At 74.4% G+C, this 24,852-nt stretch carries 24 protein-coding genes; 13 read left to right on the plus strand and 11 right to left on the minus strand.

What is annotated here, in order from left to right; genetic code table 11:
- The first annotated feature begins 31 nt into the window (after positions 1 to 31).
- On the plus strand, positions 32 to 1,231 hold the full coding sequence (locus IU369_RS15180; RefSeq protein WP_217921825.1) for an LCP family protein: 1,200 nt from the start codon (positions 32 to 34) through the stop codon (positions 1,229 to 1,231).
- Between the two features lie 3 nt (positions 1,232 to 1,234).
- Here the strand turns inward: IU369_RS15180 and IU369_RS15185 are convergent, their stop codons facing one another.
- From IU369_RS15185 to IU369_RS15195, 3 genes are read right to left on the minus strand one after another with little or no spacing between them, the layout of a single operon-like run.
- Positions 1,235 to 1,891, minus strand: coding sequence for a potassium channel family protein (locus tag IU369_RS15185; protein ID WP_217921826.1), 657 nt, complete (start codon positions 1,889 to 1,891; stop codon positions 1,235 to 1,237).
- Positions 1,884 to 3,227: a TrkH family potassium uptake protein gene (locus IU369_RS15190; protein WP_217921827.1), complete on the minus strand. Its 1,344-nt coding sequence runs from the start codon at positions 3,225 to 3,227 to the stop codon at positions 1,884 to 1,886. The genes IU369_RS15185 and IU369_RS15190 overlap by 8 nt, the downstream gene beginning before the upstream one ends.
- A 24-nt stretch (positions 3,228 to 3,251) precedes the next feature.
- Positions 3,252 to 3,602: an FmdB family zinc ribbon protein gene (locus tag IU369_RS15195; protein ID WP_217921828.1), complete on the minus strand. Its 351-nt coding sequence runs from the start codon at positions 3,600 to 3,602 to the stop codon at positions 3,252 to 3,254.
- A 207-nt stretch (positions 3,603 to 3,809) separates the two neighbouring features.
- Between IU369_RS15195 and IU369_RS15200 the strand changes: the two genes are divergently transcribed.
- Positions 3,810 to 4,619 carry a polysaccharide deacetylase family protein gene (locus IU369_RS15200; protein ID WP_217921829.1) on the plus strand — a complete coding sequence of 270 codons (810 nt, stop codon included), beginning with the start codon at positions 3,810 to 3,812 and terminating at the stop codon, positions 4,617 to 4,619.
- Complete coding sequence (locus IU369_RS15205; protein ID WP_217921830.1) at positions 4,616 to 5,713, plus strand: lysylphosphatidylglycerol synthase transmembrane domain-containing protein; 1,098 nt, start codon at positions 4,616 to 4,618, stop codon at positions 5,711 to 5,713. Before IU369_RS15200 ends, IU369_RS15205 begins: the two co-directional genes overlap by 4 nt.
- Positions 5,714 to 5,910: 197 nt before the next feature.
- Here IU369_RS15205 and IU369_RS15210 read toward each other — a convergent pair whose 3' ends face one another.
- Positions 5,911 to 6,411, minus strand: coding sequence for a MarR family winged helix-turn-helix transcriptional regulator (locus IU369_RS15210; protein WP_217921831.1), 501 nt, complete (start codon positions 6,409 to 6,411; stop codon positions 5,911 to 5,913).
- Positions 6,412 to 6,506: 95 nt separating this feature from the next.
- Here IU369_RS15210 and IU369_RS15215 point away from each other — a divergent pair, with 95 nt between their 5' ends.
- Positions 6,507 to 6,917, plus strand: coding sequence for a carboxymuconolactone decarboxylase family protein (locus IU369_RS15215; protein ID WP_217921832.1), 411 nt, complete (start codon positions 6,507 to 6,509; stop codon positions 6,915 to 6,917).
- 119 nt (positions 6,918 to 7,036) lie between these two features.
- Entirely contained in the window at positions 7,037 to 7,840 is an 804-nt protein-coding gene (locus IU369_RS15220) for a response regulator transcription factor (protein WP_217921833.1), read from the plus strand.
- Here IU369_RS15220 and IU369_RS15225 read toward each other — a convergent pair.
- Positions 7,788 to 8,891 (minus strand): sigma-70 family RNA polymerase sigma factor, encoded by a 1,104-nt coding sequence (locus tag IU369_RS15225; protein ID WP_246551276.1) that lies wholly within the window; start codon positions 8,889 to 8,891, stop codon positions 7,788 to 7,790. The genes IU369_RS15220 and IU369_RS15225 overlap by 53 nt on opposite strands.
- Before the next feature lie 197 nt (positions 8,892 to 9,088).
- Here IU369_RS15225 and mptA point away from each other — a divergent pair, with 197 nt between their 5' ends.
- A complete protein-coding gene (mptA, locus tag IU369_RS15230; protein ID WP_217921834.1) occupies positions 9,089 to 10,075 on the plus strand; it encodes a GTP cyclohydrolase MptA in 987 nt (328 codons plus the stop codon).
- A gap of 12 nt (positions 10,076 to 10,087) precedes the next feature.
- Here the strand turns inward: mptA and IU369_RS15235 are convergent, their stop codons facing one another.
- A complete protein-coding gene (locus IU369_RS15235; RefSeq protein WP_217921835.1) occupies positions 10,088 to 11,320 on the minus strand; it encodes an ATP-grasp domain-containing protein in 1,233 nt (410 codons plus the stop codon).
- Between the two features lie 93 nt (positions 11,321 to 11,413).
- On the opposite strand from IU369_RS15235, the gene IU369_RS15240 reads away from it, so the two are divergent.
- Positions 11,414 to 11,941 carry a glycine cleavage system transcriptional repressor gene (locus tag IU369_RS15240; RefSeq protein ID WP_217921836.1) on the plus strand — a complete coding sequence of 176 codons (528 nt, stop codon included), beginning with the start codon at positions 11,414 to 11,416 and terminating at the stop codon, positions 11,939 to 11,941.
- Between the two features lie 23 nt (positions 11,942 to 11,964).
- Positions 11,965 to 12,459 carry a peptide deformylase gene (gene def / locus IU369_RS15245; protein WP_217921837.1) on the plus strand — a complete coding sequence of 165 codons (495 nt, stop codon included), beginning with the start codon at positions 11,965 to 11,967 and terminating at the stop codon, positions 12,457 to 12,459.
- Between the two features lie 15 nt (positions 12,460 to 12,474).
- Here def and IU369_RS15250 read toward each other — a convergent pair whose 3' ends face one another.
- The 4 genes from IU369_RS15250 to IU369_RS15265 are packed head-to-tail and all read right to left on the minus strand — an operon-like array spanning position 12,475 to position 14,049.
- A complete protein-coding gene (locus tag IU369_RS15250; RefSeq protein ID WP_217921838.1) occupies positions 12,475 to 12,894 on the minus strand; it encodes a hypothetical protein in 420 nt (139 codons plus the stop codon).
- A gap of 39 nt (positions 12,895 to 12,933) precedes the next feature.
- Complete coding sequence (locus IU369_RS15255) at positions 12,934 to 13,353, minus strand: hypothetical protein (protein ID WP_217921839.1); 420 nt, start codon at positions 13,351 to 13,353, stop codon at positions 12,934 to 12,936.
- Positions 13,346 to 13,795: a molybdenum cofactor biosynthesis protein MoaE gene (locus tag IU369_RS15260; protein WP_217921840.1), complete on the minus strand. Its 450-nt coding sequence runs from the start codon at positions 13,793 to 13,795 to the stop codon at positions 13,346 to 13,348. Before IU369_RS15260 ends, IU369_RS15255 begins: the two co-directional genes overlap by 8 nt.
- The gene (locus IU369_RS15265; RefSeq protein ID WP_217921841.1) at positions 13,792 to 14,049 is read right to left on the minus strand and encodes a MoaD/ThiS family protein; all 258 of its coding nucleotides are present in this window, start codon (positions 14,047 to 14,049) and stop codon (positions 13,792 to 13,794) included. The genes IU369_RS15260 and IU369_RS15265 overlap by 4 nt, the downstream gene beginning before the upstream one ends.
- A 94-nt stretch (positions 14,050 to 14,143) precedes the next feature.
- Here IU369_RS15265 and IU369_RS15270 point away from each other — a divergent pair, with 94 nt between their 5' ends.
- From IU369_RS15270 to IU369_RS15290, 5 genes are all read left to right on the plus strand, one after another.
- Complete coding sequence (locus IU369_RS15270) at positions 14,144 to 15,745, plus strand: lysyl oxidase family protein (RefSeq protein WP_217921842.1); 1,602 nt, start codon at positions 14,144 to 14,146, stop codon at positions 15,743 to 15,745.
- Between the two features lie 204 nt (positions 15,746 to 15,949).
- Positions 15,950 to 17,371, plus strand: coding sequence for an Ig-like domain-containing protein (locus IU369_RS15275; RefSeq protein WP_217921843.1), 1,422 nt, complete (start codon positions 15,950 to 15,952; stop codon positions 17,369 to 17,371).
- 405 nt (positions 17,372 to 17,776) lie between these two features.
- Positions 17,777 to 19,192 (plus strand): trypsin-like peptidase domain-containing protein, encoded by a 1,416-nt coding sequence (locus IU369_RS15280; RefSeq protein WP_217921844.1) that lies wholly within the window; start codon positions 17,777 to 17,779, stop codon positions 19,190 to 19,192.
- Between the two features lie 25 nt (positions 19,193 to 19,217).
- Positions 19,218 to 21,284, plus strand: coding sequence for a serine/threonine-protein kinase (locus IU369_RS15285; RefSeq protein WP_217921845.1), 2,067 nt, complete (start codon positions 19,218 to 19,220; stop codon positions 21,282 to 21,284).
- A 269-nt stretch (positions 21,285 to 21,553) separates the two neighbouring features.
- Positions 21,554 to 23,245, plus strand: coding sequence for a lysyl oxidase family protein (locus tag IU369_RS15290; RefSeq protein ID WP_217921846.1), 1,692 nt, complete (start codon positions 21,554 to 21,556; stop codon positions 23,243 to 23,245).
- A gap of 66 nt (positions 23,246 to 23,311) precedes the next feature.
- Here the strand turns inward: IU369_RS15290 and IU369_RS15295 are convergent, their stop codons facing one another.
- Positions 23,312 to 24,694: a short-chain fatty acyl-CoA regulator family protein gene (locus IU369_RS15295; RefSeq protein WP_217921847.1), complete on the minus strand. Its 1,383-nt coding sequence runs from the start codon at positions 24,692 to 24,694 to the stop codon at positions 23,312 to 23,314.
- Positions 24,695 to 24,852: the final 158 nt, after the last annotated feature.

Here is a 24,852-nt window from a genome sequence, read left to right on the forward strand (position 1 = left end):
TCACCGTGACTGACGCTACCATCACCCGCCGATGAGCCGGACGACCAAGCCGTACAAGCGGTTCCGCGCCCGTGGGGCGGCGGCCGCACCCGAGGGCGAGGAGGGACTCGCCCAGCTCCGCGCGCTCGTGGCCCGCGAGGCGGGCGACGACGCCCGTGCGGCGGGCGGCGGCGGGAACGGGGGCGGGGGCGTCGGCGCACCGCCCCGGCCCGGCACCCCCGGCCCCGCCCCGGGGCGCCGCCCCGGACGGCTCGAGCGCGAGCAGCGCCGCGCCCTGCAGCGCGAGGGGCGCCGCTGGTACTCGCTGCGCGGCCTCGGCCCCGGCGGCTGGGTCGCCCGCGGCCTGCTGGTGCTGCTCGTCGCGTTCACCGTCTGGGGCGTCCTCGGCTACCTCGCCCTCGACAGCGCCGTCGACGAGTCGAACGGCAAGATCACGGCCTCCGCCCGCGCCGCGCTCGACCCCCTCCCCGGGGGAATGCTCGGCACGCCCACCAACACCCTCATCCTGGGCGTCGACGCCCGCCGGGGCCAGACCCGCAGCCGTGCCGACACCATCCTGCTGATGCGGACCGACCCCGACTCGGGCCGGATCAAGTACCTGTCGATCCCCCGCGACTACCGCGTCGAGATCCCCGGCCAGGGCACCCAGAAGATCAACGCCGCGTTCTTCTTCAACGGCCAGGCCGGCGCGATCAACGCCGTGAAGCGCCTCACCGGGCTGCCGGTGCACCACCTGATCGTGATCAAGTTCAACGGCTTCCCGAAGATGGTCGACGCCGTCGGCGGCGTCACCGTCAACAACCCGACGTCGCTCGTGGACTGCCCCTACGAGGCGGGCCGCACCGTCAGCTTCCCCGAGGGCCGCATCTCCCTCGACGGGGCCCGGGCGCTCGAGTACGCCCGCGCCCGCCAGGGCGACTGCGGCGGCGACTTCGGGCGCGCGCTGCGCCAGCAGGCCGTCGTCGCCGGCCTCAAGAGCAAGGTCCTCGCCCCGTCCGGCCTGCTCCTGGCGCCGTGGCGCGGGGCCGACATCGTGCGCGCCCTCCAGACGGACATCGGCACGATCGACATGGCGAAGATGGGCTGGCTGCAGGCGCGCCTGGAGCAGCGCCCCGGCGACCGCATCCTCCTCTCCGGCGAGCCGCAGCTCATCGACGGCATCTCGTTCGTCGTCCAGACCGACCCGGACCGCAACGAGCGGGAGATCGCGAACTTCATCGCGACCGGCTGACCGTCAGTCGAGGGCGGCGAACGTCTCCGCGCGCTCGGGGGACCCGGCGACGACGAGCAGGTCGCCGCGCTGCAGCACCGTCTCCGGGGTCGCGTACGTGAACGTGCCGCCGGGGTTCTTCACGCACACGACGGTGACGTCGTACTTCTTGCGGAGGCCCGCCGCCTCCAGGGTCTGACCGACGGCCTCCCGGGGGGCCGTCGTCTCGATGAGGACGAAGTTCTCGTCGATCTCGATGTAGTCGATCGTGCGGCCCACCATCGAGTGCGCCATCCGGACGCCCATGTCGCGCTCGGGGAAGATGACCCGGTGGGCGCCGACGCGCTGCAGGATCGCCCCGTGCTCCGCGGTGATCGCCTTCGCCCAGATCCGCGGGATCTCGAGGTCGACGAGGGCGTAGGTGACGAGGATGCTCGCCTGGATGTCGGAGCCGATCGCCACGACGGCGCTCGGGAAGTCGCCGGCGCCGAGCTGGCGGAGGGCGTCGGCGTCGGTCGCGTCGGCCTGCACGACGTGGGTCATGCTCGTCGAGCACGCCTGCACCGTGCGCGCGGCGGCGTCGACCCCGAGGACCTCGTGGCCGAGCTGGCCGAGGGTCTCCGCGATCGCCCGGCCGAAGCGGCCGAGCCCGATCACCAGCGTCTGGTCGTTCCTACCCAACGAGCGGCCTTTCCTCGGGGTGGGTGTAGAGGCGCTCCCGCTCGCGCAGCACCAGGGCGACGCCGAGCGTCAACGGCCCGACGCGCCCCAGGAACATGAGGACTATCAGAACGCCCTGGCCGAAGCCGTTCAACCCGGCCGTCACCCCGGTGCTGAGGCCCGCCGTCGTGAAGGCGGCGACGCACTCGAAGAGCGCGTCCAGGAACTCGATGTCGTTCGTCGCCATCACCAGCAGCGTGCCGATGACGACGGCGTTCACGGCGAGCACCGCGATGGTCAGGGCCTGGCGCTGGACCGTCGTCGGGATGCGGCGGCGGAAGGCCGTCACCTCGGGGTCGCCGCGCACCTCGGCCCACACGATCAGGAACAGCAGGGCGAACGTCGTGACCTTGATGCCGCCCGCCACGGAGCCGCTGCCGCCGCCCGCGAACATCAGCATCTCCGTCACCAGGACCGTGTCGGGTTCGGCCTGGCCGTAGTCGATGACGTTGAAGCCGGCGGTGCGGGGCATGACGCCCGAGAAGATCCCGGCGACCAGCCGGTCCGCGCCGGAGAGGGCACCGAGGGTGGCGGGGTTGCGCCACTCCAGCGCCGTGACGGCGATCGTCCCGAAGGCCAGCAGCGCCGCGGTCGTCACCAGGGTGAGCTTGGTGTGGAGGCTCAGGCCGGGCGGCGGCGTCGGCCGCAGCAGCTCCAGCCACACGGGGAACCCGAGGCCACCGGCGATGACCGCGATCGCGATCGTCCCGAGGACCCACGGGTCGTCCGCGAACGACGTGAGGCCGCCGGGGAAGATCGACAGGCCGGCGTTGTTGAACGCCGCGACGCCGTGGAAGAGCCCGTTCCACGCCGCCTGCCCGAACCCGAGGTCGGTGCCGAGCCACAGGCGGGCGGTGAGGGCGATGACGGTGATCGCCTGGAACGCGAGCGAGAAGCCGATGATCGCGATCAGCAGCTTCCTCGTGCTGCCGAGGTCGACGGTGTGCAGCTCGGTCTGGGCGGCGAGGCGCCCGCGCAGGCCGACGCGCCGGGCGACCACCAGGAACAGGAGCGACGCGCTCGTCACGATGCCGAGCCCGCCCAGCTGGACGAGCACCAGGATCACGACCTGGCCGGCCGGGCTCCAGTACGTGGACGTGTCGACGATCGCCATGCCGCCGAGCGTCACCGACGCCACCGAGGAGAACAGGGCCGTCCACACGGGGGCGTTGCCCGGCCCGGCGGTGGCGAACGGCATCAGCAGCACCAGCGTGCCGACGAGGATGGTCGCGGCGAAGCCGGCGACCACGAGCTGCGCCGGGTGGCCGACGCTCCGGGAGGTGAGGGGGCCCCTCATGCGAGGCGACCCTCGGTCAGCGGGTCAGACCTTGTCCAGCCCCACCGTCTTGCCCCCGCCGCCCGAGGACGACGACGAGCTGTCCGACGACGTCGATCCGCCCGAGGTGGATGCGCCGTCCTTGGAGCCGCCGGTGCCCGCGGTCCCGCCGTCACCACCCGACGATCCGCCGCCCTCGTCGCCACCGGTCCCGCGGCGCTTGCTGCCGTAGTCGGTGTTGTGGAAGCCCGTCCCCTTGAAGTGGATCGCGGGCGCGAAGAGCATCCGGGAGGCCTTCTTGCCGCAGACCTCGCACTTCGTGAGGGGCTCGTCGCTCATGCGCTGGGTCACCTCGAACGTGTGACCATCGACGCAGCGGTATTCGTAGAACGGCACGCAGACACCTCGTACGACGTGGAACCACGGACGGCCCGGGATTATAGACGACGGGCACCCGGCCCCTTGGCACTCTCCCCGCCAGTGTGCCAACGACGCGGCGGCGATGCGCCGGGGACGTGTTGATAGCATCGCCGCGCGCGTGGGCGCCCGGAGCCCGCTGCGCCTCCCGATGCCATGACCGCGCCGATGCGAAAGGGTCAGGCCGTGCATCGCGCCGTCTGGACGGGCGTGGGCGCCGCCGTATCCGCCACGTTGATCGCCCGCCGGCAACCGGCGGCCGCCGCGGCGTTCGCGATCGGCGCGGCCCTCGCGACGGCCTCGGCCTTCGCCCCGCGCAGCCCCCTGTTCGGGCGGGTGCTCGGCCGCGGCCCCCGCGGCGTCCCGTGCGTGGCCCTCACGTTCGACGACGGCCCGGGACCCTCGACCCCGGACGTCCTGGACGCGCTCGCGCGGGAGGGGGCGCGGGCGACCTTCTTCGTGCTCGGCCGCCAGGTCGAGCGCCACCCCGCGCTCGTGCGGAGGATGGTCGCGGAGGGGCACCAGATCGCGAGCCACGGGTACGACCACGGCATCCTCGTGTTCCGCGGCGCCCGCCACGTGCGCGACCAGCTCACCCGCACCGAGGACGCCGTCCGGGCCGCGGTCGGCGCGGAGGCGATGAGCCGCCTGTTCCGCGCGCCCCACGGGTTCCGGGGTCCGGCGACGGTGTGGGCCGCCCGGCGCGGCGGCTACCGGACGGCCGCGTGGACGCATGGCGTGTTCGACTCGGCGGAGCCCGGCGCCGCGGTCATCGCGCGGCGGTCGGCGCGCGCGCTCGGCCCGGGTACGGTCCTGCTCCTGCACGACGCGGACGGGTGGGCGCCGGAGCGCAGCCGGCACCAGACGGCCGAGGCGCTCCCCGACATCTGCCGGTCGGCGCGGGAGCGGGGCCTGGCCCTCGTGACCATGGACGAGCTGCACGCCCCCCCGGGGGCGTACCGTCGTCGCGGGGGACGAAGGGGGGCGGGGACGTGACCACCGGCGTGGCCGAGCGGAAGAGATCGACCGCCCGCCGGTTCGTCGTGCCCGTCGCGCGGGTCCTGACGATCGTGCTGGTCGGCGCCCTCGCGGTCTGGAAGCTCGACCTCGACGAGGTCCACGACGCCTTCCACATCACGTCCTGGGCGTTCCTGACGATCGCGATCCTCGCCAACTTCGCCTCGGTCGGGTTCAAGGGACTGGCCTGGAAGGGCGTGGTCGACGCGCTGCCGGGGATGCGCAGCCGCACCCGCTACCGCGAGCTGCTCAGCCCGCTGTTCGTCGGCTTCCTCTTCAACACCGTCCTCGCCGCGCGGGTCGGCGAGATCGTCAAGGTGCTGCTGCTGCGGCGGCGCCTCGAGCGGCGCGGCGAGCGCCCCCCGACGACGACGCTCCTCGGCACGGTGGTCGCGGAGAACCTGGTGTCCACCATCACCTGGGTGGGCCTCGTCATCGCGATCGGCCTGTTCCTGCCGCTGCCCTCCTACGCGTGGGTGGCGTCGATCTCGCTCGGTCTCGGGTGCCTGGTGGTCGTCATGGTCGCGCTGCTGTCGGGGCCGGGCCGCCAGCTGCCGCCGTGGCTGAACACCGGCCCGCTGTGGGCCCGCGCCACGCGGGCCGTCACCCGCCTGTGGGGGGCGGTGCGCGAGAGCCACCTCGGCCTGCGCGACCCCCGCCAGATGAGCCTCGTCGTGGGCGCGAGCCTCGCGACGTGGCTGGCGCAGTGGACCGGCATCTACTTCACGCTGATGGCCTTCGGGCTGGAGCGCGTCGGGTGGGGCGGCGCCGGCCTGCTGCTCGTCACGATCACCCTCGCGCAGGCCTTCCCGGTGCTGCCCGGCAACCTGCTCGTCTTCCAGGCGGCGGCCGTCGTGCCCCTCACGGCGTCCTACGGCGTCAGCGCCGCCGAGGCGATCGCCTTCTCGGTGGTGCTGCAGGCCACCGAGGCCGTCGTCGGCGTGGCCGTCGGGTTCATGTTCCTGGTCGCCGAGGGCGTCGGGTTCGGCCAGCTCCGCCGGCAGGCCGAGGAGGAGGACCGGCGCACCACCTCGCGCGGCACCGCCCCGGTCGACACCCTGGCGGGCCAGTGACGCACCGCGTCACGCCGGGTCACCGGACGGTCACCGCGCCGTAACCCGCGGCGCGGCGGCGGCCGGGAGACTGGCCTCCGACCCCGGGCGACCGCATCGCCGCCCCCGCTCCGGTCCTCCGGGGTCCGCGGGCCGGAACGCCGGCCCTGCGCGGCGAGGGGGTGTCGGGACCCCCTCGCACCGCGCGAGCGCCCGGTTCAGTCCCCGTCGCCGGGCGACGCGATCCGGTCCCACGCGCCGCCGAGCGCCGCGAGCTCCTCGTCCGAGAACCGCGACAGGAACTCGGCGCGCACCCCGGTCAGGTGGGTCGCGCGGGCGGCGCGCAACCGCGCCCGCCCGGCGGCGGTGAGGACGACCTCGGCCCCGCGGCGGTCGTCGGCGCAGGCCTCGCGCACGACCAGGCCGTCGCGCCCGAGCCGATCGATCATGCGGCTCATGCCGCTCACGCTGAGCAGCGTCGCGCCGGAGAGCTCCGACACGCGCATGCGCCCCCGGGGGGCGCCGCCCAGCAGCATCAGCACCTCGTACGAGGTCAGCGACATGCCGTGGCGCTCGTGGAGCTCGGCGTCGAGGCGCCGTGTGACGCCCGCGTGGGCGCGGAGCATGCCGCGCCAGGCCCGCAGCTCGAGGTCGGTCAGCGGCTCCCCGTCCTCGCCGCGACGGGCCGGCGGGGCGCCCTCCTTGACGTGTGCTTGCATCGTCAACTACCCTTTTGCTTGCTCACGCAACGATTCTAGCACCGGCCCCGGGGCGTCCGCTCGCGGGGGCGGGCCGGACGGATCCAGGGGGGACCATGACCACCACGCCGAGCGGCGACGCGCGCCTCGACCGGGGCAGGGAGCTGGCGGAGCAGCACCTCGGGGAGGGCGTCATCGAGCGGTGGCGGGGGGTCTCCCCCGCCCTCGAGGAGCTGACGTCGGCGTTCGGGTTCGCCGACCTGTGGGGGCGTCCCGGCCTGTCGCGCCGCGACCGCTCCATCGTGGCGATGGCCATCACCGCGACCCTGCGCGCCGAGCCCCAGCTCGGCTGGCACGTGCGCGGCGCCCTCGGGGCGGGCGTGACCCCGGACGAGGTGCGCGAGGTGCTGATCGCGGTGTCCGGCCTGGCCGGCTTCCCGGCGGCGTGGACGGCGCTGGAGGTGGCCGAGCCGATCCTCGCCGAGCACGCCGCGGGCTCCGCCGACGGCGGGGGCGACGCCGGCTGACGCGACCCCCGCGGTGACCGTCGCGTCGCGCGGCTTCACCGGGGTTTCACAGGATCGTCACGGAGGGCGCGCGAACCTTCGGCGGGGCGTGACCACTCCCCCGTCCGGAGGGACGTGCGATGAGGATCCTGATCGTCGAGGACGACGAGAGCACCGCCGAGGCCATGGCGTTCCACCTGCGCACGGCCGGCCTGGAGCCGACCGTGGTCGGCGACGGCCTCGCGGGCCTGCGGGCGCTGCGGACGGCGACGCCGGACGTGGTGGTGCTCGACCTGATGCTGCCGGGCGCCGACGGGTGGCACGTCATCCGCCAGGCGCGGGAGTGGGCGCCGCGCCTGCCGATCATCGTGGTGACGGCGCGGACGAACGAGCACGACCGCGTGGAGGTGCTCGCCCTCGGCGCCGACGACGTGATGGGCAAGCCGTTCTCGATGCGGGAGCTGCTGGCGCGGATCACCGCGGCGCTGCGGCGGACGGCGGTCGAGAACGCCCGCTCGGAGCGCCTGCCGGTGCAGGAGGGCGAGCTCACCGTCGACCCGTCGCGGATGTCGGTCATCGTGGCCGGGAGACCCGCCGACCTGACGCCGCTCGAGTTCAAGCTGCTGATGACGCTGGTGGAGGAGCGCGAGCGGGCGCTGTCGCGCGACGAGATCTTCCGGCGGGTGTGGGGGGCGGAGCGCGCCCACGGCGACCGCTCGGTCGACGTCCTGGTGCGGCGCCTGCGCCGGAAGGTCGACGAGGTCGGCGGCGCCTACACGTACATCCAGACCCTCCACGGGGTCGGCTACCGCTTCCTCACGACCCCCCGCCGCCTCCCCGTGGCCGTCCCGGCGGCGCTCCCCGGGCCGGCGCCGGATCCCGCCGGCCTGCTCAGGCCGAGTCGCGGAGCGCCTGTGCCTCCGGCAGCGCCTCGAGCTTCTTGAGCGTGTTGTTCTCGATCTGACGGATCCGCTCGCGGGTCACGCCGAACGCGCGGCCGACCTCCTCGAGGGTGCGCGGCTGCTCGCCCAGGAGGCCGAACCGCAGCTCGATGACCTTGCGCTCCCGGTCGGGGAGGGCGTCGAGGGCGCGGAGGATGTCGGTCCGGCGCAGGTTGACGGACGCCTCGTCGAACGGCGACGCCGCCTGCTCGTCCTCGACGAAGTCCCCGAGCTCCGACTCCTCCTCCTCGCCGATCGGCTTCTCCAGGCTGACCGGCTGCTGCGCCATCCGGAGGATGTCGCGGACCTCCTCCACGCTCATGCGGAGTTCCTCGGCGATCTCCTCCGGCCGGGGCTCGCGTCCGAGCCGCTGGACCATCTGCCGCTCGAGGTGGACGACCTTGTTGAGCTTCTCGACCATGTGCACGGGGATGCGGATGGTGCGGGCCTTATCGGCGATCGCGCGCGTCACGGCCTGGCGGATCCACCACGTGGCGTACGTCGAGAACTTGAAGCCGCGGCGGTAGTCGAACTTCTCGACGGCGCGGATCAGGCCGAGGCTCCCCTCCTGGATGAGGTCGAGGAAGGAGAGGCCACGGCCGAGGTAGCCCTTCGCGATGCTCACCACGAGGCGCAGGTTGGCCTCGACCATCGCCGTCTTCGCGGTCATGTCGCCCCGCTCGATGCGCTTCGCGAGCGCGACCTCCTGCTTGGCGGTCAGCAGCGGGACGCGGCCGATCTCGCGCAGGTAGAGGCGCAGGCTGTCGAGGCTGGGCTCGACGGTGAGGTCGAGCTCGGGCGGGCGCTCGGTCTGCGTGGCGGACGCCTTCGCGATCACCTCGCCGTCGGCGTCCAGCACCTCGACGCCGATCTCCACGAGATGCGAGTAGAAGTCCTCGATCTGCTCCTTGGTGACGTCCGCGTCCTGGAGCGCCGCGACGATCTCGTCGTAGGTGAGGAACCCCTTCTCCCTGCCGTCCGAGGCGAGCGCGCGCATCTCCTCGACGTCCGGCACGGCGATCTCGACGGCGCTGCGGGCGGGGGCGTGCGACATCCGGCGGTCCTTCCTCGAGCGGGGACGGACGGGAGGCTCCCCGATCATACCCGGACGCCAGGCGGGCCCACCCTCCACGGGTCCGTCACAATCCTGCACACTCGGGACGAAATCGTGCGACCGGGGCCGCGACGAAATGCGGCGCGTCCCCGCCGCCCGGCCCCCCGAACCGGTGACCGACGAGAGCGAGTGACGGCATGAGCACGACCCGGCGCACGGCCGTGGAAGACCTGCAGGCGACGCGTCCGTCCGCCGCGATCAGCCTCTCCCGCGCGGGCGTCACCCGCTCGGCGAAGGCGATCCGGATCCGGCACTCGGGGGCGGAGCAGCTCTTCCACGCCGAGATCTCGTGCTTCTGCGACCTGCGCCCCGACCAGAAGGGCGTCCACATGTCGCGCTTCGAGGAGACGGTCAACGAGGCGATCGACGAGGTCGTCCTGGGCGAGGCCCTCCGCGTCGAGGCGCTCGCCGAGCGGATCGCCCAGACGATCGTGGAGCGCCAGCGGGCGCTGCGCAGCGAGGTCACGATCCGCGCGAGCTACCCCGTCGAGAAGCGGACGCCGGTGACGGACATCGCCACCCAGGAGATGTACGGCCTGATCGGCGTCGCCGCGGCCGACACCGACGCCAGCCGGCGTCTGGTCGGGGTGACGGCGCAGGGCATGAACGCGTGCCCGTGCGCGCAGGGGCTGATCCGCGGGCAGGCCGAGGACGACCTCCGCGCCGACGGCTTCTCGGACGATGAGATCGAGCGCATCACCCGCCTGGTCCCGATCGCGACCCACAACCAGCGGGCCCGCGGGACGCTCTACCTGGGCGCGCCCGACGGTCCGGACATCGACGCGGACGTGCTCCTCGAGATCGTCGAGGACGGCATGTCGTCGGAGATCTACGAGCTGATGAAGCGCCCCGACGAGCAGTACGTGGTGGACCGCGCGCACCGCCGGCCGCGGTTCGTCGAGGACTCGGTGCGCGAGATGGTCCGCGGGGTGCTGGAGCGCTTCCCCGCCCTGCCGGACGACGGCTTCCTGCACGCCCACCAGGCGAACTTCGAGACCATCCACACCCACGACGTCGAGGCGGAGCGCTTCGGCGGGGTCGGCGAGATCCGGGCGGAGCTGGCCGGCGGACGCCACTCGGCGCGCCACCTCACCCTGCAGGAGTGGCTGGCCGGCCGCTCCTAGGCGGCCGCGGGGCTAGAGGGGGAGCGCCCGGAGGGCCCGCCGCGCGAGGGCGGTCACCCGGTCGTACGCCCACTGGGGGTCGTGCAGCGGCGGGTCGAGCTGGTGGTCGCGGGCGACGGCGGCGCGGGCGATGCGGAGGGCGAGGTCCCGCGGGACCTCGCCGGTGCGGCCGGCCATCGCGTCGCGCAGCGCGGCGCGCTCGGAGGCGAGCGGGACGTAGGTGATGGACCGCATGCGCGCGCCGACGGGGAGCGTCATGCGCCCGAGGGCGGCCTCGACGCCGAGGCGCGGCAGGTCGAACCCCGCCGACACGGAGGCGCCGACCGACGCCGCGAGGCGCAGGTTGATGTCGTGGAACCAGTAGCGGCCGTCGCGCTCCAGCAGGTTCATGCAGCACGGGCCGACGTAGCCGGCGACGTCGAGCAGCCGCGCCGCGTGCCGCTCGAGGTCCGGGGGGATCGGGACGACGGTCGAGACGGAGCTGGTGCCGACGACCCGCGGGTAGGTCGTCTCGACGCGGGCGGCGACCATGCCGACGGTGCCGGCGGCGTCGCGCACGCAGTGCAGCACCCAGGGGCGGCCGATGATCTGCTCCTGCACGACGGCGTCCAGGTCGGACAGGCGCAGGTGGGCGATCGCGGCGTCGCGCTCCTCGACGCTGCGCACCGAGACGACGGGCGCCGCGGCGGCGTCCGACAGGGACGTGCGCGGCTTGACGATCGACGGCAGGGCGGGCCAGGGGCCGGCGGGGCCGTCGACGCCGACCTCGACGCTGGCGGGGTGGTCGGCCCCCGCGAGGGCGGCCGTGTTCGCCAGCTCGAGCTTGTCGCAGAGCATCCGGAACTGGCGGGCGTCGGGTCCGGCCACCACGGTGCGCGTCAGGCCGAGGGGGTTCTCCGCGAGGAGGCGGACGACGTCCTCGTCGAGCGGCAGGACGACGTCGACGCCCTCGAGGAGGCAGGTCTCGCGGATCCACGCGAGGAAGCCGGCCGGGTCGGCGACGGCCGGCGGGTAGCGGCGCGGCGACAGGACGGCGGTGGAGCGCCCGCCGGGGTCGCCGTGGGGGTGCGCCGCGATCACCCGGTGGCCGGCGGTGCGCAGGCTGCGCACGGCCCAGGGGCCGGGGCGGTGACCACACCACACCACCAGCACCGTCGGGGCGGCGCTCGGGGCGGTGGTGGTCGTCGCCGCGGCGGCCGGTGCCGGAGCGGGGCGCGGATGCCTGATCAGCGCGAAGAGGGGCATGGGGTCCGGATCGTCAGTGGAGGGCCGAGCCTATAGCCGCGGGGTGCGGCGACGCATCCCCGGATCCCCCTCGGGACGGGCTAACCTGGGGGGGTGAACCAGGTGATCGTCACTGCCGTGGGGGCCGATCGTCCCGGGATCGTCGCCGCCGTCACCGGGGCGCTCCTCGAGATCGGGGGCAACCTCGAGGAGACGCGCGCGGCGCTTCTGCGCGGATCGTTCGCGACGGTGCTCGCCGTCGCGGTCCCCGACGGGGTGCGCCCCGAGGACGTCGAGGCCGCGTTGCGCCCGATCGCCGACGAGCTGGGCCTCGGGATGTCGGTGGGCGCCGCCGCCCCCCGGCACGAGGGGCCGCCGCTCTCGCGCTGGGTGCTGTCGGTGTACGGGGCGGACCACCCCGGCATCGTCCACGGCATGGCCGTCGCCCTCGCCGAGAACGACGCGAACATCGTGGACCTGTCGTCCCGGCTGGTGGGCGACCCGCCCGTCTACGTCCTCGGCATCGAGATCGAGCGCGCATCCGACCGCTCCGCGGCGTCCCTGGAGCGGGCGCTCCGCGAGGTCGCCGGGGCCCACGGGGTCGAGATGAGCCTCGAGCCCGAGGACGACGAGGTCCTCTGATGACGCGCATGGGCCTCTAGGCGGTGGTCCGGGAGGTCCTGCGCTACCCCGACCGCCGCCTCAAGCTCCCCGCCGCGCCGGTGGGGCGACCGGGCGCGGCGGTGCGGCGCCTCGCCGACGACCTGCGCGACACCGCCGCGTCGTTCCCGCGCACGGTCGGCATCGCCGCCCCGCAGATCGGCGCCCTCTGGCGGGTCGCCTACGTCGACTGCACGGGACACAAGAAGGTGCCGGACGCGCAGGGGCCGATGTGGCTCATCGACCCGGTCGTCGTCGACCACGAGGGCGACGAGATCGGCCGGGAGGGGTGCCTGTCGCTGCCGGACATCACCGCGAACGTCCGCCGGGCGACCCGGGTGGTGGTGGAGGCGACCGACCTCGACGGCTCCCGCCGCGCGATCGCGGCGGAGGGGTTCGAGGCGCGGGTGATGCTGCACGAGATCGACCACCTGGACGGGGTGCTGATCCTCGACCGGGTCGCCTCGCTGGCGCTCGACGTCTTCCCCCGCCGCCGCTGAGCGGGGGCCGCGCCGTCAGTCGTCGTGGACGGCGGCGCGGGCGAGGAGGGTGACGATCTGGTCGCGGGCGGGCTCGCCGAAGGTCTCGCGCGCGAGGGCGAGGCGCGACTTGGCCCCCTCGTCGGTGCCCTCCGCCGCCTCGGCGACGGCGCGCCGCAACCCGGCGACGAGGAGCAGCAGGTCGCGGTCGGGGGCGAGGTCCGCCATCGGCGGGTCGATGGGGTGCACGACCCGCAGCCACTCGGACGCGGACTCGCCGGGCCGGGCGCTCGACCACGCGCTCGCCATGACGGCCTGCGTCAGGGCGTCGCGGCGCTCCCGGCGGCCGGGACGGCCGGACGCGGCGGCGATCGCCTCGATCTGGCGGCTGCCGACGCGGACGCGCACGACGCGGCAGAACGCGTCGTCGACGGTGGGCGGGGCGTCATCCCTCACACCCCTTGGATCGGCGGGGACGGCCCGTCACACGAGGGCCTACCTCTTCGAGTAGACGTCCCCGTCCCCGGCGCCGCGCACGGCGTGGACGGGGTGGCCGGCGGCCTCCCACTGGTAGTAGGAGCACGCGGGCCCGAACGCGGGCTCGTAGACGTCGGGGCGCGGGTTGCGGCCGACGTCGCGGGCGGCGGCGGCGTGGCGCAGGAGGCTCGGGTCGTCCATCTCCGGCCAGACGATCACGAGGTGGGCGGCGGTGAGGAACCGGGCGACGAACGTGCAGCCGGGGGCGGGACACGGCCAGGGGTCGGTGCGGACGCAGTACCAGCCGCTGTAGTCCTGGCCCGAGTCGTCGATCCAGAGCTCCTCGTCCTGGTCGACGTCGTCGTCGACGCCGGGGAGCGGCGGGGCGACGAGAGGGTCCTCGACCCCGGTACCGGGGCGTTCCGGACTCTCAGGCATGCGGGGTGCTCCCCTGTACGTGGGCGTGGTCCGTGGTGCATCCGTCGATCCAGGTGGTGCCGCCGTCGGCGTGGACCGTCTGCTTCCAGATCGGCGCCCGGGCCTTCAGCTCGTCGATGACGTACCGGCAGGCGGCGAACGCGGCGGGGCGGTGCCGCGCGGACGCGGCGACGGCGACGCTGGGCTCGCCGACGGCGACCTCGCCGCGGCGGTGGACGACGGCGATCCGCGCGCCCCAGGCGCCCGCGGCCTCGGCGGCGATCGCCCGGAGCTCGGTGACCGCGAGCTCGTCGTAGGCCTCGTACCGGAGCGCGGCGACGGGCCGTTCGTCGCTCTCGCGGCGCGTGGTGCCGATGAAGGTGGCGATGCCGCCGTGCTCGGGGTCGGAGACGGCGGCGACGAGCGCGGCGTGGTCGATCGGCGTGTCGGTGAGCCCGATCATCCGCCGGACACCGGCAGGACGAGGGCGACCTCGTCACCGTCGCGCAGCGGCGCGCCGGGGAGGGTCCACTCGTGGTTGAGGGCGTACCGGACCCCCTCGGGCAGGCCGTGGCGGCGGACCTCGTCGGGGAGGTGGCTCCAGACCGCGCCGACGGGCGTCGCCGCGGGGAGCCGCAGCTCGACGCGGCCTGCGCCGGCGGCCTCCCGGAGCGACGCGAACAGGCGCACGCTCACCCTGATGCCGGCGTCGTCCATCCGTCGATGATACCCACCGGCCATCCGGCGGCCCGGCCCGGACCCCCCATCTGTCCAGTAGGCCGGCACCCGTCGCTTTTCGTACATTCGGGTGATGCCGAAGCGAACCGCAATCCTCCCCCTCCTCGCGCTCGCCGCCTCCGCGGCCGCCGCCATCCCGATCATGGGCTTCGCGGCTCCCGCGAACTCCCTGCCGGACCTCCGGTCGGATCCCCCGACGCGGCCGATCCTCGACGACGTCGGCGACCGGTTGCTGCTGCGGTTCGACGGCTACGTCACGAACGTCGGCTACGGGCCGCTGGACGTGACGGGCAACCCGTCCGCGAACCAGATGCGCCAGCGCCGCGCGAACGGCTCGGGCGGCTTCACGGACGTGCAGGCGGTGCCGGTGAAGTACGAGACGGCGGACGGGCACAACCACTTCCACCTGATGAACGCGATGCGCTACTCGCTGCGCCGCGCCGACAGCACCGCCCAGGTCGCGCCGGCGCAGAAGGTCGGGTTCTGCCTCTACGACCTGAGCGACGCCGCGGGCGCGCCGGTGCAGGACGACCAGTTCTACGAGCCCACGAACTTCTGCCAGGTCGGCAACCCGTCCGCGACGTACCTCAGCATGGGCGTCTCCGCCGGATGGCGGGACGACTACTCGCGCGACCTCGCGCTGCAGTGGGTCGACGTCAGCAACACACCGCCCGGCGCGTACCGCATCGCCGCGGAGAGCGACCCCCTCGACGTCGTGGACGAGTCGAACGAGGGCAACAACGGCTTCGCCTTCACGAACTACACCCTCCCCGGTCACGTCGCCCAGCCGGTCGGCCCCGTCGCCGTCCCCGGCGGCGCGGGGGCGCGCACCGTCACGTTGAACGCGACGACCTACGGCGCGGCGGGGACCCGCGTGTTCCGCGTCACGGCGGCGCCGGCGCACGGCACCCTGAACGTCGCCGTCGGCCAGACGATCGCGGGCAACCAGGTGCAGTACACGCCGGCCGCCGGCTACTCCGGCCCGGACAGCTTCCAGTACGTCGCGGCGAGCACCTCCGGCCCGGGGGCGGGCTTCCCGACGAACCCCGCGGCCGCGACGGCCTCGATCCAGGTGGGCCCGTCGGCGGCGGTGCCGACGGTCGCGATCTCCGGCGCACCGGCGAGCCTCGTCGCGGGCACGTCGGCGCAGCTGCAGGCGGTCGTCGCGCCGGCCGGCCCGGTGACGTGGACCGCGACCGCCGGCACCATCGACGCGAACGGCCTCTACGTCGCCCCGGGGACCCCCCCGCCGGGCGGCACCGTGACGATCCGCGCCACGAGCGTGGCGGCCCCGTCGGTCGTCGCGGAGGCGTCGATCGCGATCACGCCGATCCCGGTCCCGATCCCGACGCCCGGCGGCGGCGCGACCGGAGTCCCGGGCCCGGGCCCGGGCGGGGCGACGCCCGGCCTGATGTCGAAGCCCCGGGTGACGCGGGGCGGCCGGATCGTCGTCGTGCGCACGACCCCGCGCGCGAACGGGCGGATCCTCGTCACGGCGATCCGCGGCGGCAAGGCCGTGTCGCGCTGCCGGATCGCGGCGCGGGCCGGGAAGCGCGCGACGTGCCGGGTGCGCCTGCCCGCCCGGTTCGCGAAGGCCCCGGTGCGCGTCGCCGTGAAGCTCTCCGCAGCGGGCGGCCAGAAGGCCGTCGCCGGCGCCCTGGTGCGGGCCCGCTAGACCCCGCGGGCACCGTCCGCGCGCGGCGCCCACCCGGGCGCCGTGCGCGGGTCCCGCCGCGCCGTCGCGGGGTGTCCGCGGGGTTCTGCGCAAACGCCAGAACTACCCTACCGGCCAGGTTTCCTGTCGCCGGTGGGGAGTTAGTCTCGCCCCCCCTGAAGGTCCGGTCGCCACGCCGGAGCATCGCCCCGGAGAGGATCACGAATGCGCGTCGCGCGCCCGCTCGTCCCCGTGCTCATCGCGTTCCTGGCCCTCGCCGGCCCGGCGGTCGGAGCGGAGAGGTCGGGCGGTCTGTTCGACGCCGCGGGTGACGTCACGAGCGCCGACGGGTTCGCCCGCCCCGATGTCGCGGAGTTCCGCGTCGCGACGGACCCCGACACCGGCTCCCTGGTCACGTCGGTCCGCTTCCACCAGCCCGTGCCGCGCACGCAGGGCGGCCGGTCGACGGCGTTCAAGGTCGTCTACAACGTGGGCCGCGCCGCGCCGCAGGGCTACTGCGACTGGACCCACACCGGTGACCTCGGCGTCCGGATCGACGTGGTCCGCGCACCGGACGGGGACTACATCCTCCAGACCGCCACCCCCCGCGGGGGCGCGGACGTGGTCGACAACGCCGCGGGCGCGTTCAGCGCGGACTCCACGACCCTGACCGTCGTGACCGCGCGGAGCCAGTTCGCCGGCCGCGACTTCACGTGCGTCTCGCCGACGCGCGTCACCTACGAGCCGTTGACCGGCTCGGACGAGGTCGCCGAGTTCTTCTTCGCCGGCTTCGCCCCGCCGCCGCCGCCGCCGGACAGCCAGCCGCCGGCGATCCGGTGGGAGACCCCCTCGACGGGCGCCACCATCTCCGGCGTCTACAGCGAGGGCGGCCAGAACGGCTCGAAGGTCTGCCGCATGTCCGCGAGCGACAACGTGCGGGTCAACCGGATCGAGATCTTCGTCGACGGCGTCCCCACCGAGATCCAGCGGTTCGCGCCGTGGGGTTGCGAGATCGACACCCGCAAGCTGTCGGAGGGGTCGCACCTGCTGCGCGCCGACGCCTACGACGAGGCCGGCAACAAGACGTCCACCACCATCCCGGTGACGGTCCGCAACTCCGGCGTCGCCCCGCCGCCCCCGCCGCCGCCCGTCGTCATCCCGCCCGACGCGACCCCCGTGCAGCCGCCTCCCCCGATCGTGGTCATTCAGGATGGTCCGCCGCCGCCGCCTCCGCCTCCGCCGGCGCCCTTCGTCCCCACGATCATCTCGCGGGCCGACTCCCTGCTGCGATGCACGGTCGTGAACGGGAGGACCCGCTCATGCGTCGTCCGAAAGGTCGCGCGCCTCAGCGTCCGCCTCACGCGCGAGACCGGCGGCCTCCTCAAGGACACGAGCGGGAAGATACGTCTGCGCGTCGCCTGCTCGCCGGCCAAGGCCTGCGGCGGGCGGTCTGTCGCTCTGCGCAGCGCGGCGCCCAAGGTCAGCTCTCTGGTCGGCGGCCGGGTCCTCTCGGTCGGAACGCGCATCGACTTCCGGATGACGCGCACCGGTGCGACCGGCGCGCTCATCCGGGTGAAGATCACGCGTCTGGGTGTGCGGACCAAGGTCTGCGCGCTCCGTGACGGCGTCCCCGTCTCGTGCGGGTAGCACCGCGCGCACTCGCCGCCGGCCTGGCGGTGCTCGCACTCATCGCCTTCGTCGTGGCGTTCGGCGTGACGCGGTCGTTGGAGGACGGCGGGGACGACGCGGCTGGAGCCGGACCATCGGCGGCCGCTTCAGCACCCGAGGCCGTGACGCTCGCGGACCAGCGGATCCCTCGTCTGGACCCCCTGGGAACGCTCCCCCCGCTCCGGCGCCGGCCGCCACCGCCCGTCGCGTCACCGGTGCCCGAGCAGTCCGCTCCGACGCCGGCGGTGACGCCGCCGACGCAACCGACTGCGCCGCCGACCCAGACTCCGCCCGCGCCGGACACCGGCGTCGAGGACTTCGAATGACCGCCGACCGCCTGCGACGGGCGCCGTCGCACACCACTCCTCCAGGAGGACACACACGATGTGGCTGACGATCCGGACCCCCGGCGCCGACGAGAGGACCGTCCGGGTCACCGGCGACCGCTTCCTCATCGGCCGTGACGAGGGTTGCGACCTCGTGCTGGACGACCCGCTGGTCTCCCGTGAGCACGCGGCGCTGACCGTCTCGGGCGACGACGTCGAGCTCACCGACCTCGGATCGTCCAACGGCACCCGCCTCAACGGCAAGATGGTCCACGGATCCACGCCGGTCGCGTCCGGTGACGTGATCGAGATCGGGGACTCCGAGATCACGGCACAGAAGGCCGGCTCCGCCCCCGGGACCGTCGTCCGCTCGGCGTACGCCGCGTCGCGCCACCTCGAGCCGGAGGTCGTGGACGAGGACCGCAGCGGGAGGAAGTTGCCGCTCGTGATCGCCGGCGGCGTCGCCCTGATCGCCGGGTTGGCCGTGCTCGGCCTGTTCCTCGGTGGTGCGTTCGACGGCGACGACGAACTCTCCGACGTGGTCGAGGACGCGCGCGCCTCGGTCGTGGTCGTCAACGCCTCCAACGGGGCCGGGGACGGCGGGACAGGGTCCGGCTGGGTGCTCGACGCCGCGCAGGGCCTGATCGTCACGAACCACCACGTCGTCAACGCCGGAAACCTGTACACGGTCTCCGTGCGCTCCGGCGAGCCGGCGGCAGGCGCGGAGGACAGCCCGCTCGAGGAACGCGACGCCGAACTCGTCGGCACGGCGCCCTGCGAGGATCTCGCGGTGCTCCGCACGTCGCCCGAGGGTCTCCGTCCCCTGCTGATGTCGAGTCAGGCCGACGTGCGTCAGGGGGACCAGGTCACCGCGCTCGGGTTCCCCGGCACCGAGTCGGACCGCATCGACTACGTCCAGACCACCGGGACGGTCTCGGACGTCCGCACGTCGTTCTCGAACAGGAAGCTCCGGATCGGCGTCCCCGACCTCCCGAACCTGATCCTCACCGACACGACGTTCAACCCGGGCAACTCGGGTGGCCCCCTCGTGGACGCCGAGGGCCGCGTGGTCGGGGTCGCGACGGGAAGCCGCGGCTCCCAGAACTACGCGATCGGCGTGGACCGCGTGAAGGAGATCACCGATCAGCTGCGTCGCGGCGTGTCCATCGGCTGGACGGGCCTCGGACTGGACTTCGACCCCGCCCTCCGCGGCGCGATCGTCACCAACGTCGTGCCCGGGACCCCCGCCGCCGCCGCCGGCATCGAGGCTCCACAGCTCCTGACGGCCATCGAGCGGCCGCGCACCGACCCCGACCGGATCCGTGGGACGCTCGCGGACTACTGCGACGCCGTCGGCAGCCTCGAGCGCCGCCAGAGCTTCACGGTCCGCCTGCTCCCGCTGGAGACGGACCCGGACGGCGGCTACCGCCTGAGCGGCGAGGGGCCGACGCGGGTCCGGATCTCCCTCAAGTGAGCCGCGGCTCGCGGACGGCATAGCCGTGCCCCCGCGTCGCCGGCCGAGCGCCCCCAAGCCCCTGACGCTGGGGGGCGCCGTCGCCGGGCGCTACGAGCTCCGCGAACTGCTCGGGGACGGTGCGATGGGGAGCGTCTACCGGGCCTTCGACCGCGACCTCGAACGCGAGGTGGCGGTCAAGGCGATGCTGCCCGCGCTCGCGGGCGACCCCGAGTTCGTCGGACGGTTCCAGCGGGAGGCACGGGCGCTCGCGCGCCTCCGCCACCCGAACATCATCGGGGTGCACGACCTCGTGAAGGTGCCCGAGGGCGGGCTCTTCCTGATCCTCGAGCTCGTTCGCGGACGGTCGCTCCACGAGGTGATCGCGTCCGAGGCACCCCTGCCGTGGAGCCGCTGCGCGGACATCGGCATCCAGGTCGGGGCCGCCCTCGCGGCCGCCCACGAGGCAGGCGTCGTCCACCGCGACATCAAGCCCGGGAACATCCTGATCGAGGAGACGGGCGCCGCCCGGGTCGCCGACTTCGGGGTCGCCCGGCTGGCCGAGGGCGGCGGGGGCACACGCACCGGCTCGATGATCGGCACCCCCTCCTACACCTCGCCGGAACAGGTGGAGGGACGGGCGGCGACGCCGCAGGCGGACATCTACAGCCTGTGCGTCGTCCTGTTCGAGGTCGCGACCGGAAGCCCGCCCTACGACGCGTCCGAGGGGTACCGGGCGGTCGCGCTGCAGCACCTCGCGAGCCCCGTGCCGGACCCCTGCGAACGCGAACCGACCCTCCCGGCCGCCGCCGGGGCGCTGATCGTGCGGGGGCTCCAGAAGGACCCGGGGGACCGGTTCGCGGACGCGGACGAACTCGTCGCCGCCCTGCGCGAGACCCGCGATCTGCCGCAGCTGCGCCGGCCGCGGCCCGTCGCGCCGCCGACGGTCATCCGCCCCCCCGACCCGGAGGATGCCGCCGGCCCCGGGCCGCCGCCCGACGTCCCGCCGCGCGCGTCGTCGCCCGCGCCCGTCGCGGCGGAGCCGTACCGGGAGCCGGAGCCGGCCCCACCCGCGGAGGGCACCGTCCATCGCCCAGCCGCCCGGGAGGGCGCCGTGACCCCGGGGACGGTCGTGCGGCCGACGCGGGACGAGGAGGCACCGCCGGCGCGGGAGCCGGGCAGGCGCCATGGCGCGGCGGCCTGGCTGGCAGGGGCGCTCGCGGTCGCTGCGGTCGCCGCGATCGCCGGGCTCCTCATCGGGCGTGGACCGGAGCGGGAGCCGGCGCCCGCAGCCGCGCAGACCATCCAGACGGCGGGTGTCGAGACGCGCCTCCCGGCGGGGTGGACGCCGGTCTCCGCGACGATCCCGGGCGTCAGCCTCGCGCGCGGCGCGAGCTACGCCCCGGTGGACGGACCGGCGGCCGGCCTCGTCATGGTCGGACGATCCCGGGGGACGGGACCCACGCTCCTGCCGCCGTCCCTGCTGCAGCGGCTCCGGGAGGTCCCGGACGACGGCGAGGCCGTCGATCTCGGCGGCGCCCAGGCAGTGTCGTTCACCGGCCTGCCGGCGACGGGCATCGGGACCGACATGACCGTCTTCGCGGTGCCGACCGGCGACGGCGTCATCACCGTCGCCTGCCAGGCGGCGCCGGACCACACCGCCCAGGTCGCCGCCGCCTGCGACACCGCGGCCACCTCGCTGGATCTCTCCGACGACCGGGTCTACGCGCTCGATCCGTCGCCCGCGTACGCCCGGGCGGTGCAGGGTGCGCTGACCCCGCTCACACGCGCACGCGCGGCCGGTCTCGCGCGCCTGCGCGAGGCGCGGCTGCCGGAGCCCCAGGCGGCCGCGGCGTCGACGGTCGCCGCCGCCCACCGACGCGCGGTCGCCGCGCTCCGGCGCGTCGATGCGGGGCCCGGCCCCGGCCCCGCCCACCGTTCGCTGATCGTGTCGGTATCGCGCGGGGGCACGGCATTCGCACGGATGGCGTCCGCCGCGGCCGGGGAGGACCGGGCGGCGTACGACGCCGCGCGACGGGATGCCGCGGCGGCGGACCGGGACCTGCGCGCGAGCCTCGAGCGCCTCGCGCAGCTGGGGTACGCCCCGGGCTGAGGGACGCCCAACCAGGACGGATCGGCGGTACGCGCGAAATTCACAAATGGTTCATGTGATGTCCGGGGGGAACACGGGGCGCCGGGACCCCCCGAAAGTCGTGTTTTACGGGAGGTCGTCGCGTCCTAGCGTGTGCCGGGCCGGTGGCGGACCCGACCCCGGCCTGCACCGACGGGGGGTCCCCCGGCGGCACACGACTCGTAGGGTCCATTCATGACGCAACGCCCGTGCCCATGGCCGGCAAGCCGAACACCCGAGGACATCGCCTGATGCAGACGGACACTCACGAGAACCCGAACCGCACCGAGACTCCTCGGCCGTCGCGCCGGCCCCGGCGGGCGGTGCTCGCCACCCTCGGCGTCGCCGCCGCGGCCGCCGCCGGCCTCACGGTCCTGGCGACCACCGTCACCAGCGCGCCGAACCTCCCGGACATGATCTCGGAGGCCCCGGGCGCGCCCGGCACCCAGATCTACCGCGACGGCCGCCTGCTCGTCCGGTTCGACGGCTTCGTCACCAACAGCCCGAGCGCCCCCGCGCCCCTCGAGATCCGCGCCCTCAACCCGAACGGCGCCGGGATCATGCAGAGCGTCCAGCAGCGCGTCGGCGGCGCCGCCGTGCCGCCCCCCGCCGGGGTCCCGCCGACGGTGCGCTTCGAGGTGGCCGACGGCCACAACCACTACCACCTCAAGAACGCCGCCGAGTACACCCTCTGGACCGCCGACCAGACCCGGCAGGTCGCCCTCGCCCAGAAGACCGAGGCCGGGTTCTGCCTCGAGGACTCCGAGGCCCTCCCCGGCGCCCCCGGCGGCCCCGTCTACAGCTCCGGCTCCAACGACTTCTGCCGCGACGTCCCCCTCGTCATGGGCATCAGCGCCGGCTACCGCGACATCTACTACGCGGGCCTCAGCTACCAGTGGATCGACGTCTCCGACGCCGCCCCCGGCCGCTACCGCCTCGCGAGCCGCGTCGACCCGACCAACGTCATCGCCGAGGCCGACGAGTCGAACAACGGCTACGCCTTCCGCGACGCCGTCGTCCCCGGCTACATGCCGCGCGCCGTGAGCGTCCCCCGCGTCGACCCCGGGCAGACGGCGCCCGTCACCCTCAGCGCCGAGCGGTTCGTCAGCACCTGCTTCGACGGTGACTTCAACCCCGACCCCGGCGACTCGCCCTACTGCAGCCCCGGCTCCGTCCGGTACCGCATCACGTCCGGCACCAGCCGCGGCGTCCTCAAGCAGGGCGGCGCCACCCTCTCCGTCGGGTCCGTCCTGACGAACGGCGCCATCACCTACACGCCGAACGCCGGCCAGCGCGGCGCCGACTCCTTCACCTACGAGGCGTACGACTCCACGCAGACCACCTTCCCGCGGACGCGGCCCCAGGCCGCCGTCGCCATCCAGGTGGGCGCGCCGATCACGTCCGTCGCGATCTCCGGGGCCCAGGCCAGCATCGTCGCCGGGCTGTCGATGCAGCTCAGCGCCGTCCTCACCAACGGCCCCTCCGGCGTCACGTGGACGACGACCGCCGGCACCATCACCCCCGCCGGCCTCTTCACCGCCCCGGCGACCGCCGGCACCGCCGTCGTGCGGGCCACCAGCAAGGACGACCCCTCGGTGTTCGCCGAGGTCTCCATCCGCGTCGACGCCGCACGGGTCCAGGGCCCCGCACCGACCACGCCCTCGATCCTCCGGAAGTTCGCCGTCGGCCGGGTCGGCAAGAAGGTCATCGTGACCAAGGTCACCGCCGGGCCCCGCAAGGGCACCCTGCGGACCACCGCGACGTTCGGGAAGAAGGTCGTCGGTCGCTGCGCGAAGCCGGTGAAGGCCGGCAAGACCGTCACCTGCAAGATCACGCTGAAGCGGGTCTACAACCTCAAGAAGGTCAAGGTCACGGCGAAGTTCACCGCCGCGGGCAAGACGACGGTCCGCCGGGCCTTCGTCATCCCCGCCAAGCGCCGCTAGCGGAACCCGGTCGCGCGGCCCGGCGTCCATGACGCCGGGCCGCGCCGGGCCCCGCCCGCACCGTCGTCACGCCGCCGGGTAGGGCTCGTCCCGGCCGCGGTCCTCGTCGATGTGGGGGACGCGCCCGACGAGGGGGAAGGCGCGTTGCGGACACGCGTCGCGTTCGCAGAGGCGGCACCCCGGGCCGATCGGGACCGTCGTCGCCGGGTCGGACAGCGCCAGGCCCCGTGAGTACACGAGGCGCGGTGCGTGCCGGATGTCGCACCCCAGTGCGACGGCGAACTGCACCTGCGGCTCGCCGAAGCCCCCGATCGGCCGCCCGATGGCGCGCGCGATCCAGAGGTACGTCCGGCCGTCCGGCATCTGGGCCACCTGCGTGATGAACCGCCCCGGGGAGGAGAACGCCTCGTAGACGTTCCACAGGGGGCAGGTGCCGCCGATGCGGGAGAAGTGGAAGTCCGTGGCCGAATGGCGCTTCGAGATGTTGCCGGCGCGGTCGACCCGCACGAAGAAGAACGGGACGCTCGAGGCGCCGGGCCGCTGCATCGTGCTCAGCCGGTGGCAGACGGTCTCGATGCTGACGCCGAAGCGGGCGCTCAGCAGCCCCACGTCGTACCCCGTCTCCTCCGCGGCGGCGAGGAACGCGCGGTAGGGCAGCAGGACCGCCCCCGCGAAGTAGTTCGCGAGACCCACCCGCGCCAGGGCGCGCGACTCGTCACCGGACAGCCCCGGGACGGCCGTCAGGGCGTCGAGCGTCGCGGCGTGCTCGAGCAGGCACCACTGCACCGCGAGCTGGAACGTGCGCCGGGCGCCCTCCCGCCGGCGCGGCAGGTGCAGGGTGCGGGTCGCCCGGTCGAAGCGCCGCCGGTCGCGGAGGTCGTCGTCGATGACCACCCGGACGCCGTGGCGCTCCGCGAGCAGGCGCGGCAGGTCGGCGGCGGGGAGCACCTCGGCGGCGTCGTCGAGCTCGGGGAAGTGGTTGTGGTTGTCGTAGACGTAGTCGAGGACCTCGTCGTACGCGATGACGGGCAGCCGCTCCCCGAGCGGCAGCCGCGCGCCGAGCCCGATGGCCATCTCCTCCACGCGCCGGCGGGCGTCCCCGGCGCGCCGGTGCAGGACCACGATGGCCTTCGCCACCGCCGGGAGGTCGGTGACGAGGTCGCGGACCTCCGCGTCGGTGACGCGTTCCTCCACGCCGGCCGCGGGGTCGCTCAACGCGATGTGGACGTCCGAGACCAACCGGGCGCCCTCGTCCTCGGAGACCGCGTACGCGTCGAACCCGACGGCGGCGTTCAGGCGCAGGAGCACGGGGACCGTGAGGGGGCGCTGGTTGCGCTCGATCTGGTTCAGGTAGCTCGGCGAGATCTCGACGAGGCGGGCGAGCGCCGCCTGCGTCAACCCCCGCTCCTCACGCGCCCGCCGCAGCTGCGCACCGACGAACATCCTCATTCGCAGACTTCGCAACCCCGGCCCCCCGCCTTTGCAACCCTGCACTAGCAGTGCACTCTCGCGGAGTGTGACGCTACGCACAACGCACGTCGGGCGGTAGGTTCCCCCGTGGCGGGGCAACCCGCCGCGTGTCCGGTCGGAGGGCCCGGGCGACGACG

It is taken from the genome of Miltoncostaea oceani, assembly GCF_018141545.1.
Classification (GTDB): domain Bacteria; phylum Actinomycetota; class Thermoleophilia; order Miltoncostaeales; family Miltoncostaeaceae; genus Miltoncostaea; species Miltoncostaea oceani.

Excerpts from the sequence above, each read along its gene's own strand:
- IU369_RS15180 (WP_217921825.1), top strand. The coding sequence starts at position 32 with ATGAGCCGGACGACCAAGCCGTACAAGCGGTTCCGCGCCCGTGGGGCG.
- IU369_RS15190 (WP_217921827.1), bottom strand. The coding sequence starts at position 3,227 with ATGAGGGGCCCCCTCACCTCCCGGAGCGTCGGCCACCCGGCGCAGCTC.
- IU369_RS15210 (WP_217921831.1), bottom strand. The coding sequence starts at position 6,411 with ATGCAAGCACACGTCAAGGAGGGCGCCCCGCCGGCCCGTCGCGGCGAG.
- IU369_RS15215 (WP_217921832.1), top strand. The coding sequence starts at position 6,507 with ATGACCACCACGCCGAGCGGCGACGCGCGCCTCGACCGGGGCAGGGAG.
- IU369_RS15220 (WP_217921833.1), top strand. The coding sequence starts at position 7,037 with ATGAGGATCCTGATCGTCGAGGACGACGAGAGCACCGCCGAGGCCATG.
- IU369_RS15225 (WP_246551276.1), bottom strand. The coding sequence starts at position 8,891 with ATGTCGCACGCCCCCGCCCGCAGCGCCGTCGAGATCGCCGTGCCGGAC.
- mptA (WP_217921834.1), top strand. The coding sequence starts at position 9,089 with ATGAGCACGACCCGGCGCACGGCCGTGGAAGACCTGCAGGCGACGCGT.
- IU369_RS15235 (WP_217921835.1), bottom strand. The coding sequence starts at position 11,320 with ATGCCCCTCTTCGCGCTGATCAGGCATCCGCGCCCCGCTCCGGCACCG.
- IU369_RS15255 (WP_217921839.1), bottom strand. The coding sequence starts at position 13,353 with ATGCCTGAGAGTCCGGAACGCCCCGGTACCGGGGTCGAGGACCCTCTC.
- IU369_RS15260 (WP_217921840.1), bottom strand. The coding sequence starts at position 13,795 with ATGATCGGGCTCACCGACACGCCGATCGACCACGCCGCGCTCGTCGCC.
- IU369_RS15265 (WP_217921841.1), bottom strand. The coding sequence starts at position 14,049 with ATGGACGACGCCGGCATCAGGGTGAGCGTGCGCCTGTTCGCGTCGCTC.
- IU369_RS15270 (WP_217921842.1), top strand. The coding sequence starts at position 14,144 with ATGCCGAAGCGAACCGCAATCCTCCCCCTCCTCGCGCTCGCCGCCTCC.
- IU369_RS15275 (WP_217921843.1), top strand. The coding sequence starts at position 15,950 with ATGCGCGTCGCGCGCCCGCTCGTCCCCGTGCTCATCGCGTTCCTGGCC.
- IU369_RS15280 (WP_217921844.1), top strand. The coding sequence starts at position 17,777 with ATGTGGCTGACGATCCGGACCCCCGGCGCCGACGAGAGGACCGTCCGG.
- IU369_RS15290 (WP_217921846.1), top strand. The coding sequence starts at position 21,554 with ATGCAGACGGACACTCACGAGAACCCGAACCGCACCGAGACTCCTCGG.
- IU369_RS15295 (WP_217921847.1), bottom strand. The coding sequence starts at position 24,694 with ATGAGGATGTTCGTCGGTGCGCAGCTGCGGCGGGCGCGTGAGGAGCGG.